Annotated in this window: 12 protein-coding genes; 1 reads left to right on the top strand and 11 read right to left on the bottom strand. The window is 55.1% G+C overall.

Annotation, left to right across the window (positions count from 1 at the left end; genetic code table 11):
- Nucleotides 1-21: 21 nt before the first annotated feature.
- The 4 genes from glmM to rlmE form a co-directional block, all read right to left on the bottom strand.
- Nucleotides 22-1,359 (bottom strand): phosphoglucosamine mutase, encoded by a 1,338-nt coding sequence (gene glmM / locus AP059_RS07200; protein WP_048366003.1) that lies wholly within the window; start codon nt 1,357-1,359, stop codon nt 22-24.
- Nucleotides 1,360-1,375: 16 nt separating this feature from the next.
- Complete coding sequence (gene folP, locus AP059_RS07205) at nt 1,376-2,227, bottom strand: dihydropteroate synthase (RefSeq protein WP_059762577.1); 852 nt, start codon at nt 2,225-2,227, stop codon at nt 1,376-1,378.
- Between the two features lie 8 nt (nt 2,228-2,235).
- Complete coding sequence (gene ftsH / locus AP059_RS07210) at nt 2,236-4,140, bottom strand: ATP-dependent zinc metalloprotease FtsH (protein ID WP_059762579.1); 1,905 nt, start codon at nt 4,138-4,140, stop codon at nt 2,236-2,238.
- Between the two features lie 192 nt (nt 4,141-4,332).
- Nucleotides 4,333-4,983, bottom strand: coding sequence for a 23S rRNA (uridine(2552)-2'-O)-methyltransferase RlmE (gene rlmE / locus AP059_RS07215; protein WP_048366000.1), 651 nt, complete (start codon nt 4,981-4,983; stop codon nt 4,333-4,335).
- 107 nt (nt 4,984-5,090) lie between these two features.
- Here rlmE and yhbY point away from each other — a divergent pair, with 107 nt between their 5' ends.
- Nucleotides 5,091-5,399: a ribosome assembly RNA-binding protein YhbY gene (gene yhbY / locus AP059_RS07220; protein WP_048402595.1), complete on the top strand. Its 309-nt coding sequence runs from the start codon at nt 5,091-5,093 to the stop codon at nt 5,397-5,399.
- A 253-nt stretch (nt 5,400-5,652) separates the two neighbouring features.
- Here yhbY and greA read toward each other — a convergent pair whose 3' ends face one another.
- The 7 genes from greA to grpE form a co-directional block, all read right to left on the bottom strand.
- Nucleotides 5,653-6,129 (bottom strand): transcription elongation factor GreA, encoded by a 477-nt coding sequence (greA, locus tag AP059_RS07225; RefSeq protein WP_048365997.1) that lies wholly within the window; start codon nt 6,127-6,129, stop codon nt 5,653-5,655.
- Nucleotides 6,126-9,347 carry a carbamoyl-phosphate synthase large subunit gene (carB, locus tag AP059_RS07230; protein WP_048366043.1) on the bottom strand — a complete coding sequence of 1,074 codons (3,222 nt, stop codon included), beginning with the start codon at nt 9,345-9,347 and terminating at the stop codon, nt 6,126-6,128. The genes greA and carB overlap by 4 nt, the downstream gene beginning before the upstream one ends.
- A 112-nt stretch (nt 9,348-9,459) precedes the next feature.
- On the bottom strand, nt 9,460-10,596 hold the full coding sequence (carA, locus tag AP059_RS07235; RefSeq protein WP_059762580.1) for a glutamine-hydrolyzing carbamoyl-phosphate synthase small subunit: 1,137 nt from the start codon (nt 10,594-10,596) through the stop codon (nt 9,460-9,462).
- 260 nt (nt 10,597-10,856) lie between these two features.
- Nucleotides 10,857-11,663, bottom strand: coding sequence for a 4-hydroxy-tetrahydrodipicolinate reductase (gene dapB / locus AP059_RS07240; protein ID WP_059762582.1), 807 nt, complete (start codon nt 11,661-11,663; stop codon nt 10,857-10,859).
- Nucleotides 11,664-11,673: 10 nt separating this feature from the next.
- A complete protein-coding gene (dnaJ, locus tag AP059_RS07245) occupies nt 11,674-12,798 on the bottom strand; it encodes a molecular chaperone DnaJ (protein WP_059762584.1) in 1,125 nt (374 codons plus the stop codon).
- Between the two features lie 320 nt (nt 12,799-13,118).
- On the bottom strand, nt 13,119-15,035 hold the full coding sequence (dnaK, locus tag AP059_RS07250; protein ID WP_048365993.1) for a molecular chaperone DnaK: 1,917 nt from the start codon (nt 15,033-15,035) through the stop codon (nt 13,119-13,121).
- A 101-nt stretch (nt 15,036-15,136) separates the two neighbouring features.
- On the bottom strand, nt 15,137-15,703 hold the full coding sequence (gene grpE, locus AP059_RS07255; protein WP_048365992.1) for a nucleotide exchange factor GrpE: 567 nt from the start codon (nt 15,701-15,703) through the stop codon (nt 15,137-15,139).
- Nucleotides 15,704-15,931 lie beyond the last annotated feature (228 nt).

Below are 15,931 nucleotides of genomic sequence, written 5' to 3' on the forward strand. Positions count from 1 at the left end.
ATCCGCGCTGGCAAGCCGAATTCAGGCACAAACTTCACTTACCAGTTTTGCCAGTTCTTGTGCATAGCCACGAACCATGACTTCGTCATCACCTTCGACCATGACACGCACGAGCGGCTCAGTCCCTGACTTGCGCAAAAGCACGCGACCACGGCCCTGCATAGCTTCGGTCACACGCGCACAAGCCTCTTTAATGGCCGGATGCTCAACAGGGTTAACACCCCCTGAAAAACGCACATTGAGCAGGACTTGAGGACACTTGCGCAGCGCCTGACGCGACTGAGCCAGGCTCTCTTCACGTCGACGCAACGAAAGCAGCACTTGAAGTGCCGCAATGATGGCATCGCCTGTGGTGGTGTGCTGGAAACACACAATATGACCGGAGTTTTCGCCGCCAACTTGCCAGTCACGCTCTTGCAAGGCTGCGATGACGTAACGGTCGCCTACATTGGCGCGCACGAACGCAATACCCAAGTCGGCCAACGCCAACTCAAGCCCGAGATTGCTCATTAGTGTACCGACCACACCGCCTTGCAATTTGCCGCGCTCGTGCAGGTCGCGCGCGATGATGAACAGCAACTCATCACCATCAACAATCGCGCCAGTGTGATCGACCATCAGCACCCGATCACCATCGCCATCAAAGGCAATACCCAGGTCCGCATGTTCCGCCAATACCGCAGCCTGCAACTGCCCCATATGGGTCGAGCCGCAGTTCTCGTTGATGTTCAACCCATTAGGCTGAGCTGAAAGCACTGTAACTTCGGCGCCCAGCTCCTTGAACACACTCGGCGCAACCTTGTAAGTGGCGCCGTGTGCGCAGTCGATAACGATCTTGAGACCATTGAAGTTGGTGCTCGTAGGAACGCTGCTTTTGCAAAATTCGATATAGCGGCCGGAAGCATCGTTGATGCGCGACACCTTACCCAACTTGCCGGAATCGACCACCGTCATCGGCGCCTCCAGCAACTCCTCAATCATCAGCTCAACTTCATCAGGGAGTTTGGTGCCCTCCCCCGAAAAAAACTTGATCCCATTATCGTCATGAGGATTGTGCGAAGCACTGATCACAATGCCAGCCTCGGCGTGGAACGTACGCGTGAGGTACGCAATAGCTGGCGTCGGCATAGGCCCCAGCAACATCACATCTGCGCCCGCCGCAGATAACCCGGCCTCAAGTGCAGATTCAAACATGTAGCCAGAGATGCGCGTGTCCTTACCCACCAATATCCGGCAAGCACCCATGCTGCGAAACGCCATTCCCGCAGCCCAGCCCAACTTGAGCATAAAGTCAGGGGTGATTGGGTAAACGCCGACCCGACCGCGAATACCGTCGGTGCCAAAATACTTCTTCGTCATAAGTGCTCCATCATGCTTAGTCGGCGGACTCTACCGCGGCAATCATCCGTACTACATCAACTGTCTCGGCAACATCGTGAACACGCAAGATATGCGCACCCTTGGTCACAGCCAGTGCCGCCAGAGCCAGACTGCCAGGCAATCGCTCAGTCACAGGCCGGTTCAAAGCCTGCCCGATCATGCTTTTTCGCGAAACACCCACGAGCAATGGCCGCCCTAACAGATGCAAGGCGTCCATATGCTTAAACAAACTCAAATTATGCTGCAAGGTTTTAGCAAAGCCAAAACCGGGGTCGAGAATAATGCGCTCAGGCGCTATGCCTTGCGCTGCACACATCCGCATTCGATCCACGAGAAACGCACGTACCTCAGCCAACACATCCTGATACTGCGGGTCATCCTGCATATCGCCAGGCTCGCCCGACATATGCATCAGACAAACGGGCAAACCCGTCGCCGCAGCAGCCTGCAAGGCACCTTCACGGCGAAGTGAACGCACATCGTTGATCAGGCCAGCGCCTAAACGGGCCGACTCCGTCATAACAATGGGGGTTGAGGTATCGACCGAAATGATGACATCAAGTTCACGATTGATACGCTCGACTATCGGCGCAACCCGCTCCAACTCTTCTTGCGCACTCACGTGGCGCGCGCCGGGCCGGGTTGACTCACCACCGACATCAATCAACGTAGCTCCCGCCTCGACCATCGCCTGCGCATGGCGCAACGCTTCATCGAGGCGAGCAAAGCGACCGCCATCAGAGAACGAGTCAGGGGTTACATTGAGAATACCCATCACATGCGTGCGGGAAAAATCAAGAACCCGGTTGCCGCAAGGCAACCGGGTTGAGGACTGAACAGAAGTCATTTCAAGCCTTAGTGATCAGCTGCCGGGCCGCCGATAGGTGTTTCCGGGCGATCGGTCTTGTCCAGACTCGGCGCTGTCGGCGTTCCCGAACCATCGCCCCAATCACGCGGTTCGCGCGGAGGGCGACCCGCCATGATGTCGTCGATCTGATCAGCATCGATCGTTTCGTACTTCATCAGGGCATCCGCCATAGCTTCAAGCTTGTCACGGTTGTCGGTCAGTATCTGCTTAGCCGTGCCGTAGCACTGGTCAATGATGCTGCGCACCTCAGAGTCGATCAGCTTGGCCGTCTCACCTGAAACATTTGCCCCCTGACCACCGCCACGCCCAAGATAAGACTCTTCGTCTTCGGCATACATCAGCGGGCCGAGCTTCTCGGACAAGCCCCACTTGGTCACCATGTTGCGGGCAATCTGGCTCGCTCGCATGATGTCGTTGGACGCACCCGTGGTAACGCCGTCAAAGCCCAAGGTCATTTCTTCAGCAATACGGCCGCCATACAGCGAACAGATCTGACTGATCAACGCACGTTTGGACAGACTGTAACGATCCTCTTCAGGCAAGAACATAGTCACGCCCAAAGCTCGGCCGCGAGGAATGATCGACACCTTGTAGACCGGATCGTGCTCAGGCACTACGCGACCAACAATTGCGTGACCCGCTTCGTGATAAGCCGTGTTGCGCTTTTCTTTATCCGACATGACCATCGATTTGCGCTCGGCGCCCATCATGATCTTGTCCTTGGCCAGCTCGAACTCTTTCATTTCAACAACACGCTTACCGGTACGTGCTGCGAACAGGGAAGCTTCGTTCACCAGGTTAGCCAGGTCGGCACCGGAGAAGCCCGGAGTACCGCGTGCAATAACGCCCGGCTGGACGTCATCACCCATGGGCACTTTACGCATGTGTACCTTGAGGATTTGCTCGCGACCACGAATGTCCGGCAAGCCAACCACGACCTGACGGTCAAAACGACCCGGACGCAGCAGCGCAGGGTCAAGCACGTCAGGACGGTTGGTGGCGGCAATCACAATGATGCCATCGTTCATCTCAAAGCCATCCATCTCAACCAACAACTGGTTAAGGGTCTGCTCGCGCTCATCATGACCGCCGCCCATACCGTTACCACGGTGACGGCCGACAGCATCGATTTCATCGATAAAGATGATGCAAGGGGCGTGTTTCTTGGCTTGTTCAAACATGTCACGAACACGGCTTGCACCGACGCCCACGAACATTTCCACAAAGTCGGAACCGGAAATCGTGAAGAACGGCACCTTGGCTTCACCCGCAATCGCCTTGGCGATCAGGGTTTTACCGGTACCTGGCGGGCCAACCATCAGCACGCCGCGTGGAATGCGACCACCCAGGCGCTGGAACTTGCCCGGATCCCGCAAGAACTCAACCAGCTCGCCCACTTCTTCCTTGGCTTCGTCACAGCCCGCTACGTCAGCCAGGGTCGTCTTGACCTGATCTTCTGACAGCAGACGCGCCTTGCTCTTGCCAAAGCTCATCGGGCCGCCTTTACCACCGGCACCGCCCTGCATCTGGCGCATGAAGAACATGAAGACCGCAATAATCACCAGAATCGGGAAGCTTGCAACTAGCAACTGGGTCCAGATGCTTTGTTGCTCAGGCAGTTTGCCTTCAACGGTGACGTGGTTATCCACCAGATCGCCGATCAAACCGTTGTCCTGAATCGCCGGACGAATGGTTTTGAACGTATCGCCATCACTGCGCTTGCCGGTGATCACGTAGCCATCAACCGCTACGCGCTCGACTTTGCCATCCTTAACTTGCTGGATGAAGTCGGAATAGTTGAGGGTTTGCGGCTCGTTGGGACTCGAGAAGTTGTTCATCACGGTCACAAGTACCGCCGCGATGATCAACCACAGGATCAGATTCTTTGCCATATCGTTCAATTAGCTACCCTCTGAAGCAAGCTCCGCTACTGAAAGCGTGCTTCGCATGATATTCACCGGCATAACTTACTACATTGCCTACAACCCTTGCAGGCTCCGTCTGTAACCCTTTGTGAAACTTTGACTACACAATATTCGTTATGCCAGATCTGTAAAGCGATACAAAAAAAACTATCGCCCTGGTCAGAGACGCTCATCACTGGCAGAACCATCAATACCGCGGAAGCCCCGGCCCAGCAAATACTGTTCACGGGACCTGTCGCGAGACGAAGAAGGCTTGCGCATCTGCACCTTGTCAAACAGCTTACGAATGTCTTTGTGGTACTGATCGAAGCCTTCGCCCTGGAAAACCTTGATCAGGAAATCACCACCCGGACGTAGGACGCGACCGGCAAGATCCAGCGCTAATTCGCACAAGAACATTGCACGCGGCATATCGACAGCTGCTAACCCACTCATATTGGGGGCCATATCGGAAATCACAAGGTCTACCTGTGTATTTCCGACCGCCTCAAGGATCTGAGCCAAAACGTCATCCTGAGTAAAATCCCCCTGAATGAAGGTCACATCAGGAATGCTGTCCATTTCCAGGATGTCAGATGCGATCAAACGACCCTGCCCGCCAATCAGACGACTGGTCACCTGCGACCAACCACCGGGAGCAGCGCCCAAGTCAATTACAGTCATGCCCGGGCGGATCAGACGATCACGCTCCTGAATCTCCAGCAATTTGTAACTGGCACGCGAGCGATACCCATCTTTCTGCGCCATCTTGACGTATGGATCGTTGAAATGTTCTTTCAGCCAATTCAGGCTAGTTTTGGAACGGGCCACGGGCCACCTCAAAAAATTTAAACGGGTCGTGATTAACTGGGCGGTCTGGGACTCGCTCGGGTAAACTGGCCGCCGCTTTTTACAAGATCAGACACAGGGGTCAGATTATGCCGCTCACTCAAGAGCAGAAGAAACAGTACAAATCCATTGGCCACCATCTGAAACCAGTATTGACTGTGGCTGACAATGGTTTGACTGAAGGTGTTTTAGCCGAACTCGAACGCGCATTGGGCGATCACGAGTTGATTAAAATCAAAGTCAACATCCTGGATCGCGAATCTCGCCTGGCAGCCGTTGCAGAACTGTGCAAAAGCGGCAAAGCGGAATTGGTACAGGTTATCGGCAAAATGGCGCTTCTGTACCGCAGAAACGTCAATGTAAACAAGCAACTGTCGAACATCCACCGTTTCAAGTGATGCCGACAAGGGTCAAGGGTGCGCCTGGCGCGCCCTGATACTCTTGCTGATCAATAGCTAAAACTACCCGCAAGCCGCTCAGGCTACCCGCCGCGTACAATCCGTACCGCGCACTTCATCGATCAAAAACAGCGCCAACCCTTTTGCCGCCAGCGCCGGTAAAAATCTGTATACAGCACGTGCAAGCTGCCAACCCGACCTGGCCGGGTCAGCGGCAAAAAGCAGTGCGCCCGCACGAAGCGGGCGCTTTGACTCAGATGTGACTGACTTTAACAATTTCGTACTCAATGACGCCGCCCGGTGTTTTCACCGCCACGACATCACCCTCTTCCTTGGCAATCAAGGCGCGAGCCAGGGGCGAACCCACTGAGATTTTTCCGAGTTTGAAGTCCGCTTCATCTTCGCCAACGATCTGATAGGTAACGCTTTCGTCAGTTTCAACGTTGGCGATCTCGACCGTCGTACCGAAAATGACTTTCCCGGTATGAGGAATCGTTGTCACATCGATGATCACGGCATTCTGCATGCGACCTTCGATGTCACGGATACGCGCTTCAACCATACCTTGCTGCTCACGGGCTGCATGGTATTCAGCGTTTTCCTTAAGGTCGCCCAACTCACGCGCTGTGCCGATATCCTGGCTCAACTTTGGTCGGACAACCTTGGTCAGGTGTGCGTGCTCTTCTTCCAGGGCTTTTGCACCCTGGACTGTCATTGGGTACTTGGTCATGCCTTCAATCCTGCGTGTAGATCCTGCAAACGACGTACGGTTTTTTCAGGACCGAATTTAAGCGCTTCACAGATTGCTTCGCCAGCAGCAATGGTCGTGGTGCAGTAAATCTTATGCTGCAAAGCGTTACGACGAATGGAGTAAGAGTCAGCAATCGACTGGCGACCTTCAGTCGTGTTGATGATCAGAGTGACCTCGTCATTCTTGATCATATCGACAACGTGAGGACGACCTTCGGTCACTTTGTTCACGCGGCGCACTTTCAAACCCGCTGCCTCGATGAACTTGGCAGTGCCAACCGTGGAAACGATCTCGAAGCCCAGATCAATCAGATCGCGCGCAACGCCAGCCACGAGAGGCTTGTCATCGTCACGCACGCTGATGAATGCAGTACCGCCCGTTGGCAATACTTCGCTTGCACCCATCTGAGCTTTGGCAAACGCTTCGCCAAAGGTATCCCCCACACCCATCACTTCACCGGTGGACTTCATCTCAGGGCCAAGGATCGGATCGACACCCGGGAATTTGGCGAACGGGAACACCGCCTCTTTCACGCTGTAGAAGTTAGGAATGATCTCTTTAGTGAAACCAATTTCCTTCAGGGTTTTACCGGCCATGACGCGTGCAGCGATCATTGCCAGGGAAACGCCGATGCATTTGGATACGAAAGGAACAGTACGCGAAGCACGAGGGTTCACCTCGATGACGTAGATGTCTTCGCCCTGCAAGGCCAACTGCACGTTCATCAGGCCAACAACACCCAATTCCAGCGCCATCTTCTTGACCTGCTCGCGCATCTCGTCCTGGATGTGCAGCGGCAGCGAGTACGGCGGCAGCGAGCACGCGGAGTCACCCGAGTGAACACCTGCCTGCTCAATGTGCTGCATGATCGCGCCGATCACCACATCAGTGCCGTCGCAGACAGCATCTACGTCCATTTCGATGGCGCAGTTAAGGAAGTGATCGAGCAACACCGGGCTATCGTTGGACACTTTCACCGCGTCACGCAGGTAGCGCTTGAGCTCTTCTTCTTCGTAGACGATTTCCATCGCACGACCGCCCAACACGTAGGAAGGACGAACAACCAGCGGGTAACCGATCTTGCCAGCAGCACGAATAGCTTCGTCTTCGCTGCGCACCGTGGCGTTAGGCGGCTGACGCAGGTTCAGGCGTTCAACCATTTGCTGGAAGCGCTCACGGTCTTCTGCACGGTCGATAGCGTCAGGGCTGGTACCGATAATCGGCACACCTGCTTCTTCCAGAGCGCGTGCCAGTTTCAGCGGGGTCTGGCCGCCGTACTGAACGATGACGCCTTTTGGCTTCTCGACACGCACGATTTCCAACACGTCTTCCAGGGTCACGGATTCGAAGTACAAGCGATCCGAAGTGTCGTAGTCGGTGGAAACGGTTTCCGGGTTGCAGTTGACCATGATGGTCTCGTAACCGTCGGCACGCAGCGCCAGAGCCGCGTGAACGCAGCAATAGTCGAACTCGATACCCTGGCCGATACGGTTCGGGCCACCACCCAGGATCATGATCTTGTCACGATCCGAAGGGTTGGCTTCGCACTCTTCCTCGTAGGTGGAGTACATGTAGGCCGTGTCTGTCGCGAACTCGGCCGCGCAGGTGTCAACGCGCTTGTAGACCGGGAACACTTCGAGCTTGTGACGGTGGCGACGCAGGTTCTTCTCGGTCACGCCCAGCAATACGGCCAGACGTGCATCGGAGAAGCCCTTGCGCTTAAAGCGGTACATGGCGTCGCGATTGATCGAGGACAGAGCCATGGTTTTGATTTTTTCTTCGTCCTTGATCAGATCTTCGATCTGTACCAGGAACCAAGGGTCAATCATGTTCATGCCGAAGATATCTTCAACGGTCATGCCGGCGCGGAACGCGTCAGCTACGTACCAGATACGCTCTGCGCCCGGCACTGTCAGCTCGCGCTTGAGCACGGCCATGCTTTCCGGGTTGCTCAGGTCCAGCTTGGGATCAAGACCGCTGACACCCACTTCCAGACCACGAAGGGCTTTTTGCAGGGATTCCTGGAAAGTCCGGCCAATAGCCATGACTTCACCCACAGATTTCATCTGCGTGGTCAAACGCGCGTCAGCCTTGGCGAATTTTTCAAACGCAAAGCGCGGCAACTTGGTTACAACATAATCGATGGACGGCTCGAAGGACGCAGGCGTTGCGCCGCCCGTGATTTCGTTTTGCAGTTCATCCAGGGTGTAGCCGATGGCCAATTTGGCAGCGATGCGGGCAATCGGGAAGCCGGTCGCTTTCGATGCCAGCGCCGAAGAGCGAGAAACGCGCGGGTTCATCTCGATCACGACCATGCGACCGGTGTCCGGGCAGATGCCGAACTGAACGTTGGAGCCGCCGGTTTCAACGCCAATCTCACGCAGTACCGCCAAGGAGGCGTTACGCATGATCTGGTATTCCTTGTCCGTCAGGGTTTGTGCCGGAGCAACGGTGATCGAGTCACCGGTATGCACACCCATCGGGTCGAAGTTTTCGATTGAGCACACGATGATGCAGTTGTCCTTCTTATCGCGGACCACCTCCATCTCGTACTCTTTCCAGCCGATCAGGGACTCGTCGATCAGCAGCTCTTTGGTAGGCGACAGATCCAGACCGCGCGTACAGATTTCTTCGAACTCTTCACGGTTGTAAGCGATACCGCCACCCGTACCGCCCATCGTGAAGGACGGACGGATGATGCACGGGAAACCCAGACGCTCGAGGACCGCATTGGCCTCTTCCATTGTGTGGGCAATACCGGAACGCGGGCAGTCCAGGCCGATGGACTTCATGGCCTTGTCGAAGCGCGAACGGTCTTCGGCTTTGTCGATGGTGTCGGCATTGGCGCCGATCATCTCTACGCCGAACTTCTCCAGAACGCCTTCGCGCTCGAGGTCCAGCGCGCAGTTCAGTGCAGTTTGGCCACCCATGGTTGGCAACAGGGCGTCCGGGCGCTCTTTTTCGATGATCTTGGCAACAGTTTGCCACTTGATCGGCTCGATATACGTCGCGTCGGCCATGTCCGGGTCGGTCATGATGGTGGCCGGGTTGGAGTTCACCAGAATGACGCGGTAACCCTCTTCACGCAGGGCTTTACAGGCCTGGGCGCCGGAGTAGTCGAATTCGCACGCCTGGCCGATCACAATCGGGCCAGCGCCGAGAATCAGGATGCTTTTTATGTCTGTACGTTTTGGCATGGGTTTGTCACTCAAATCCGCAGGTCAGTCGGCAAGCTGTCAATCAGGTTCCTGAAGCGCCCGGGGGTCACCGGAATCGGGACCGCCACAAGGCGTTACGGCAGGAAACTGATCAGCGGCGCTTGGCCATCTCATTGATGAAGCGATCGAACAGCGGCGCTACGTCGTTCGGGCCAGGGCTTGCTTCAGGGTGACCCTGGAAGCTGAAAGCGCTCTTGTCGGTCAGTTCGATGCCTTGCAACGTACCGTCAAACAGCGACTTGTGAATGGCGCGCACGTTGGCCGGCAAGCTCGCTTCGTCTACCGCAAAACCGTGGTTCTGGCTGGTAATCATTACCACGCCTGTGTCCAGGTCCTGAACCGGGTGATTGGCACCGTGGTGGCCATGACCCATTTTCACCGTCTTGGCGCCAGAGGCCAGAGCCAGCAACTGGTGACCCAAGCAGATCCCGAACACAGGGATCTCGGTGTTGAGCACTTCCTTGATGGCAGTGATTGCGTAGTCGCAAGGCTCAGGATCACCCGGGCCATTGGACAGGAACACGCCATCCGGATTGAGTGCCAGTACATCGCTGGCTGGGGTCTGTGCTGGCACTACGGTCACGCGGCAACCGCGCTCAACCAGCATGCGCAGAATGTTCCACTTTACGCCGTAGTCGTAGGCAACAACGTGGTAAGGGAGTTCGCTGGCCTCGATAGTCGGGTGACTGTCAGTAGCGAGGCTCCAGACGCTGGAGCGCCACTCGTAGGCTTTTTCAGTGCTGACGACTTTCGCCAGATCCATGCCTTTCAGGCCGGGGAAGCCGCGTGCGGCGGCAATTGCAGCTTCGTCAGAGATGTTATCGCCGGCCATGATGCAACCGTTCTGCGCGCCTTTTTCACGCAGGATGCGCGTCAGGCGGCGCGTGTCGATACCGGCGATCGCCACTACATTGTTGGCTTTCAAATAGTCGGCCAGCGACATCGTGTTGCGCCAGTTACTGGCAACCAGCGGCAGATCACGAATTACCAGACCTGCGGACCAAACACGATCAGACTCGGCGTCTTCCGGCGTAGTACCGGTATTGCCAACATGCGGGTAAGTCAGGGTCACGATTTGCTGAGCATAGGAAGGATCCGTCAGGATCTCCTGGTAGCCAGTCATTGCGGTGTTAAACACCACCTCACCAACGGTTTGACCGTCGGCTCCAATGGCTTCGCCGCGAAAAATGCTGCCATCAGCGAGGGCGAGTATGGCTTGCTTAGTCAAGAAGACCTCCCGTAAATAAAGCCTGAAAGGGCGATCGCAGGTTGTAAAAAAGCGGAGTGACGTATGGACACGTCACCCCGCTTCTTCATCGAATTATCTGCGCGCTTTTAGTGGACACACTAAAGCTGTAGCTTACAGAAAAAGGCTTTTTTGGTCTACCGCTAAAAGAGCCTAAAAGGCAGAGGAATGCGACAGAACATCGCGTAGCGGTTAAAAATCCGGCTAGTGGCGTACCAACAGCCGGATTTTACAGAGTCAACTCAACGCAGGTCGAGCACATCCTGCATGTCGTAGAGGCCAGGCTCACGCCCCTCCAACCACAGCGCTGCGCGAACAGCGCCTTTGGCGAAGGTCATTCGACTGGAAGCCTTGTGGGTAATTTCCAACCGCTCCCCCTCAGTAGCGAACAGCACGGTGTGATCTCCGACCACATCACCGCCGCGAACAGTGGCGAAGCCAATGGTTTCACGCTCACGAGCGCCCGTGTGACCTTCACGACCATAGACCGCGACCTTATCCAGATCGCGCCCCAACGCACCGGCGATGACCTCTCCCATGCGCAGCGCAGTGCCCGAGGGTGCGTCGATTTTATGACGGTGATGCGCCTCGATGATTTCAATGTCCGCATCATCCCCCATCACACGAGCTGCCATATCCAGCAGCTTGAGCGATAGATTGACGCCAACACTGAAATTGGCGGCAAACACAATCGGGATGTCCTTGCCCGCCTCAAACAACAGATGCTTTTGAGGCTGAGTCAATCCGGTAGTACCAATAACCATGGCCTTACCCGACTTGCGGCAGATCTCCAGATTTTTCAACATCACTTCTGGAAGCGTGAAATCGATCAACACATCGAACTCATCAATCACTGCGTCCAGATTAGAGGACAACGGCACACCGATGCGCCCCAGAGATGCCAGCTCACCAGCATCAGCCCCCACCAACGTGCTACCTGGACGGACAATCGCCGCCGTGAGACCACCCAGCGGCGAGCGCTGCTGCACCGCATCGACCAGCGTCTTGCCCATGCGCCCGGCAGCGCCCATCACAGCTATACGTCGCATGCCCTGCTCCTTACAAATCGCCGAAGAAGCGCTTCACGCCTTCAAACCAACCCGTGGCATTCGGCGAATGACTGCTATCGCCTTCCAGTGTCGAACGAAACTCCTCCATCAGCTCACGCTGACGACGGCTCAACTTGACCGGCGTTTCAATGACAACACGGCACATCAAGTCGCCAGCACCACCACCCCGCACTGGAGCCACACCCTTGCCTCGCAGACGGAACTGCTTGCCGGTTTGCGTGCCTTCCGGGATTTTCAACTTCACGCGACCATCAAGCGTCGGCACTTCAAGCTCAGCACCCAATGCTGCCTCTGCAAAGTTGATAGGCACTTCGCAGAACAGGTGCTTACCGTCGCGCTGGAAAATCGCGTGCTCACGAACATCGATCACGACATACAGGTCACCAGTCGGCCCACCCTGAATGCCTGCTTCACCTTCTCCTGAAAGACGAATACGATCGCCCGTATCCACACCAGCAGGCACTTTCACGGACAGGGTTTTGTATTCTTCGACCCGACCTGCGCCATGACAGCTATCACACGGGTCGGAAATGATTTTGCCCTGACCATGACAGCGCGGGCAGGTCTGCTGCACAGCAAAGAAACCTTGCTGCATGCGTACCTGGCCGATACCGCCGCACGTAGGACAGGTTACAGGCGAAGAGCCTTTCTTTGCGCCAGAGCCATCGCAGGGCTTGCAATTGACCTGCGTCGGAACGCGAATATTGACCGTGGTGCCGCGCACGGCTTCTTCCAGGTCAAGCTCCAGCGTATAGCGCAAATCGCTACCACGCTGCGCACCGCCCCGGGAGCCGCCCCGACCACCGCCAAAGAAATCACTGAACACATCACCGAAAATATCGGAGAAGTTCTGACCGCCAAAACCAGCACCGCCGCCGCCCATTTGCGGATCAACACCGGCATGACCGTATTGATCGTAGGCCGCACGTTTACTGGAGTCCGACAGGACTTCATACGCTTCATTGGCTTCTTTGAAGAGCTCTTCAGATGCTTTGTCATCCGGATTGCGATCCGGGTGATGCTTCATCGCCAGGCGGCGATACGCTTTCTTGAGTTCAACTTCAGTTGTGGTGCGTTCAACACCCAAAATTTCGTAATAGTCGCGCTTTGCCATAATTCTTTGCACTCTCAAGGACGTTCGGCAAAACCCTCCCGAGCCTCACCAAACCCGCCAAGCCCGATGGAGATCAGTCTCGACTCACGTCTTTTCAACGATTTTGGTTTCTGTTTAACAGCCAATGCTTTGGCCGACAGGAGCGGTAACTCAAAGCCAAAAAGTTAGAAATTTTCGACCCAGCCCGCCAGCACCCGACCTTGTCGCATGCTGTAAAAATTCCTCTACTCCAGACACGCCAACGCGGGAGCTAGCTCCCGCGCGGCGACATCCTACCAGTCACCGCTTAAGCGCGGTCAACCGGGCGACAAACAAGCTGATTACTTGTTGTCTTTTACTTCTTCGAACTCAGCATCGACAACGTCGTCTGCTTTTTCAGCCGAATCAGCTGACTGAGCTTGCGCATCTGCCGGGTTCGCTTGCTCGGCGTACATCTTCTGAGCAACCGGAGCAGACACTTTGGACAGCTCTTCAACCTTGGCTTCGATAGCCGCTTTGTCGTCGCCTTTAACAGCAGCTTCAAGAGCAACTACTGCAGCTTCGATTGCGACCTTCTCTTCCTCGGTTACTTTGTCGCCTGCATCAGCAACCATTTTGCGAGTCGAGTGAACCAGTGCGTCGCCCTGGTTACGTGCAGCCGCCAGCTCTTCGAACTTACGGTCTTCCTCGGCGTTGACTTCAGCGTCACGTACCATCTGAGCAATTTCTTCCTCGGACAGACCCGAGTTAGCCTTGATCACGATGGACTGGGACTTGCCAGTCGCCTTGTCTTTTGCACTTACATTCAAGATGCCGTTGGCATCAATATCGAAGGTCACTTCGATCTGTGGCACACCACGTGGAGCAGGTGGAATGTCAGCCAGGTCGAACTTGCCCAACGATTTGTTCTGAGCAGCTTGCTTACGCTCACCTTGCAGAACGTGAATAGTCACAGCGCCCTGGTTGTCGTCAGCCGTCGAGAACACTTGCGATTTCTTGGTAGGAATCGTGGTGTTTTTCTCGATCAGAGCAGTCATTACACCACCCATGGTTTCAATACCCAGAGTCAGCGGGCTCACGTCCAACAACAGAACGTCTTTAACATCACCCGCCAATACTGCGCCCTGGATAGCAGCACCCATGGCAACTGCTTCGTCCGGGTTCACGTCTTTACGTGCTTCTTTACCGAAGAACTCAGTTACCAGCTTCTGAACCAGCGGCATACGTGTCTGACCACCGACCAAAATCACGTCGTTGATTTTCGACACATCGATACCGGCATCTTTCAACGCGATACGGCAAGGCTCGATAGTGCGCTGAACCAGGTCTTCAACCAGCGATTCCAACTTGGCGCGAGAAATCTTCACGTTCAAGTGTTTAGGACCAGTGGCATCCGCAGTGATATACGGCAGATTCACATCAGTCGACTGGCTGGAAGACAGTTCGATCTTGGCTTTTTCAGCCGCTTCTTTCAGACGCTGCATCGCCAGCGGGTCACCCTTAAGGTTCATGCCGCTTTCTTTCTTGAACTCGTCAACCAGGTAGTCAATCAGACGGATGTCAAAGTCTTCACCACCCAGGAACGTGTCACCGTTGGTCGCCAGCACTTCAAACTGGTGCTCGCCATCCACTTCGGCAATTTCAATTACCGACACGTCGAACGTACCGCCACCCAAGTCATAAACGATGACAGTGTGGTCGCCGCGCGCTTTATCCATACCGTAGGCCAGAGCTGCTGCGGTTGGTTCGTTGATGATGCGCTTAACGTCCAGACCCGCAATGCGGCCGGCATCTTTAGTTGCCTGACGCTGGCTGTCGTTGAAGTAAGCCGGAACGGTGATAACCGCTTCAGTCACTGGCTCGCCGAGGTAGTCTTCGGCGGTCTTCTTCATTTTCTTCAGAATTTCAGCCGAGATTTGTGGCGGCGCCATTTTCTGGCCGTTCACTTCAACCCAAGCATCGCCGTTGTCTGCCTTGACGATCTTGTAAGGCACCATCTGAATATCTTTTTGTACAACTTCTTCTTCAAAACGACGACCGATCAGACGCTTCACCGCGTACAGGGTGTTATGCGGATTGGTCACTGCCTGACGCTTGGCCGACTGGCCAACCAGAATTTCGCCATCGTTGGCGTACGCAATGATCGACGGCGTAGTACGCGCGCCTTCAGCGTTTTCAATGACTTTAGCCTTGCCGTTTTCCAGAACCGAAACACACGAGTTAGTGGTCCCGAGGTCAATACCGATAATTCTGCCCATGTTAACTCTCCCTAAATTTGAATTTTTTTGCCGCAGCAGTAATGACCAACTGCGGCATTACTTAATCGCTTGACTTCTAAATGGGGGCCTTACGACCGATTTCAAGCCTGCTCGTCAATCGAAGGCGAAACCGGCGCAGGCGCCTTGCTCACTACGACCATTGCAGGGCGCAGCAAGCGACCATTGAGCTGATAGCCCTTTTGAAACACCTTGATCACGCTATTAGGCTCCAGGTCAGCACTTTCTTGCATGGCCATTGCCTGATGATGCTCAGCATTAAAGGGCTCGCCGTGCGGATCGATCGCTTCCAGCTGATAACGCTTCAGGGTGTCCTGAAACATTTTCAGGGTCAGCTCAATCCCTTCACGCATCGGACGAATGCTCTCGTCGTCCGGGCTGGACAGCTCAAGACCACGCTCCAGGCTATCAATAACCGGTAACAGGTCGCCCGCAAATTTTTCCAAAGCAAACTTGTGTGCTTTCTCAACGTCCTGCTCGGCACGGCGGCGGACGTTTTGCAGATCGGCAGCTACGCGCAGAGCCTGATCATTGGCGGCTGCCAGCTGCTCTTCAAGTGACTGCACACGGGCCACCAGATCTTCGCCTGCTGCATCGGCGGCCTGATTAGCGTCTTGGTTCTGCGTATCCATAGTCTGTTCGTCTGCCATAGATTTCTCCTTTCAAACTTTGTCCGCGAGCTCGACTCGCGCTTGTGCCAAGTTATATGGGGTCGCAATTTTCAGGTTCAAGAGCCAGAAACAGGAAGTCATGGGTTTGCGTCACTCCTGGCCACGTAAAAATACTAAACGGCCTAAGAATTCTGAGAATACGAGCAAATCGAACTAAGTCCGCCCATTGTCAGCACGAATCAAAACACTGTATAAATAACCAGACAT

It is taken from the genome of Pseudomonas sp. TAA207, assembly GCF_001529285.1.
Taxonomy (GTDB): Bacteria; Pseudomonadota; Gammaproteobacteria; order Pseudomonadales; family Pseudomonadaceae; genus Aquipseudomonas; species Aquipseudomonas weihenstephanensis.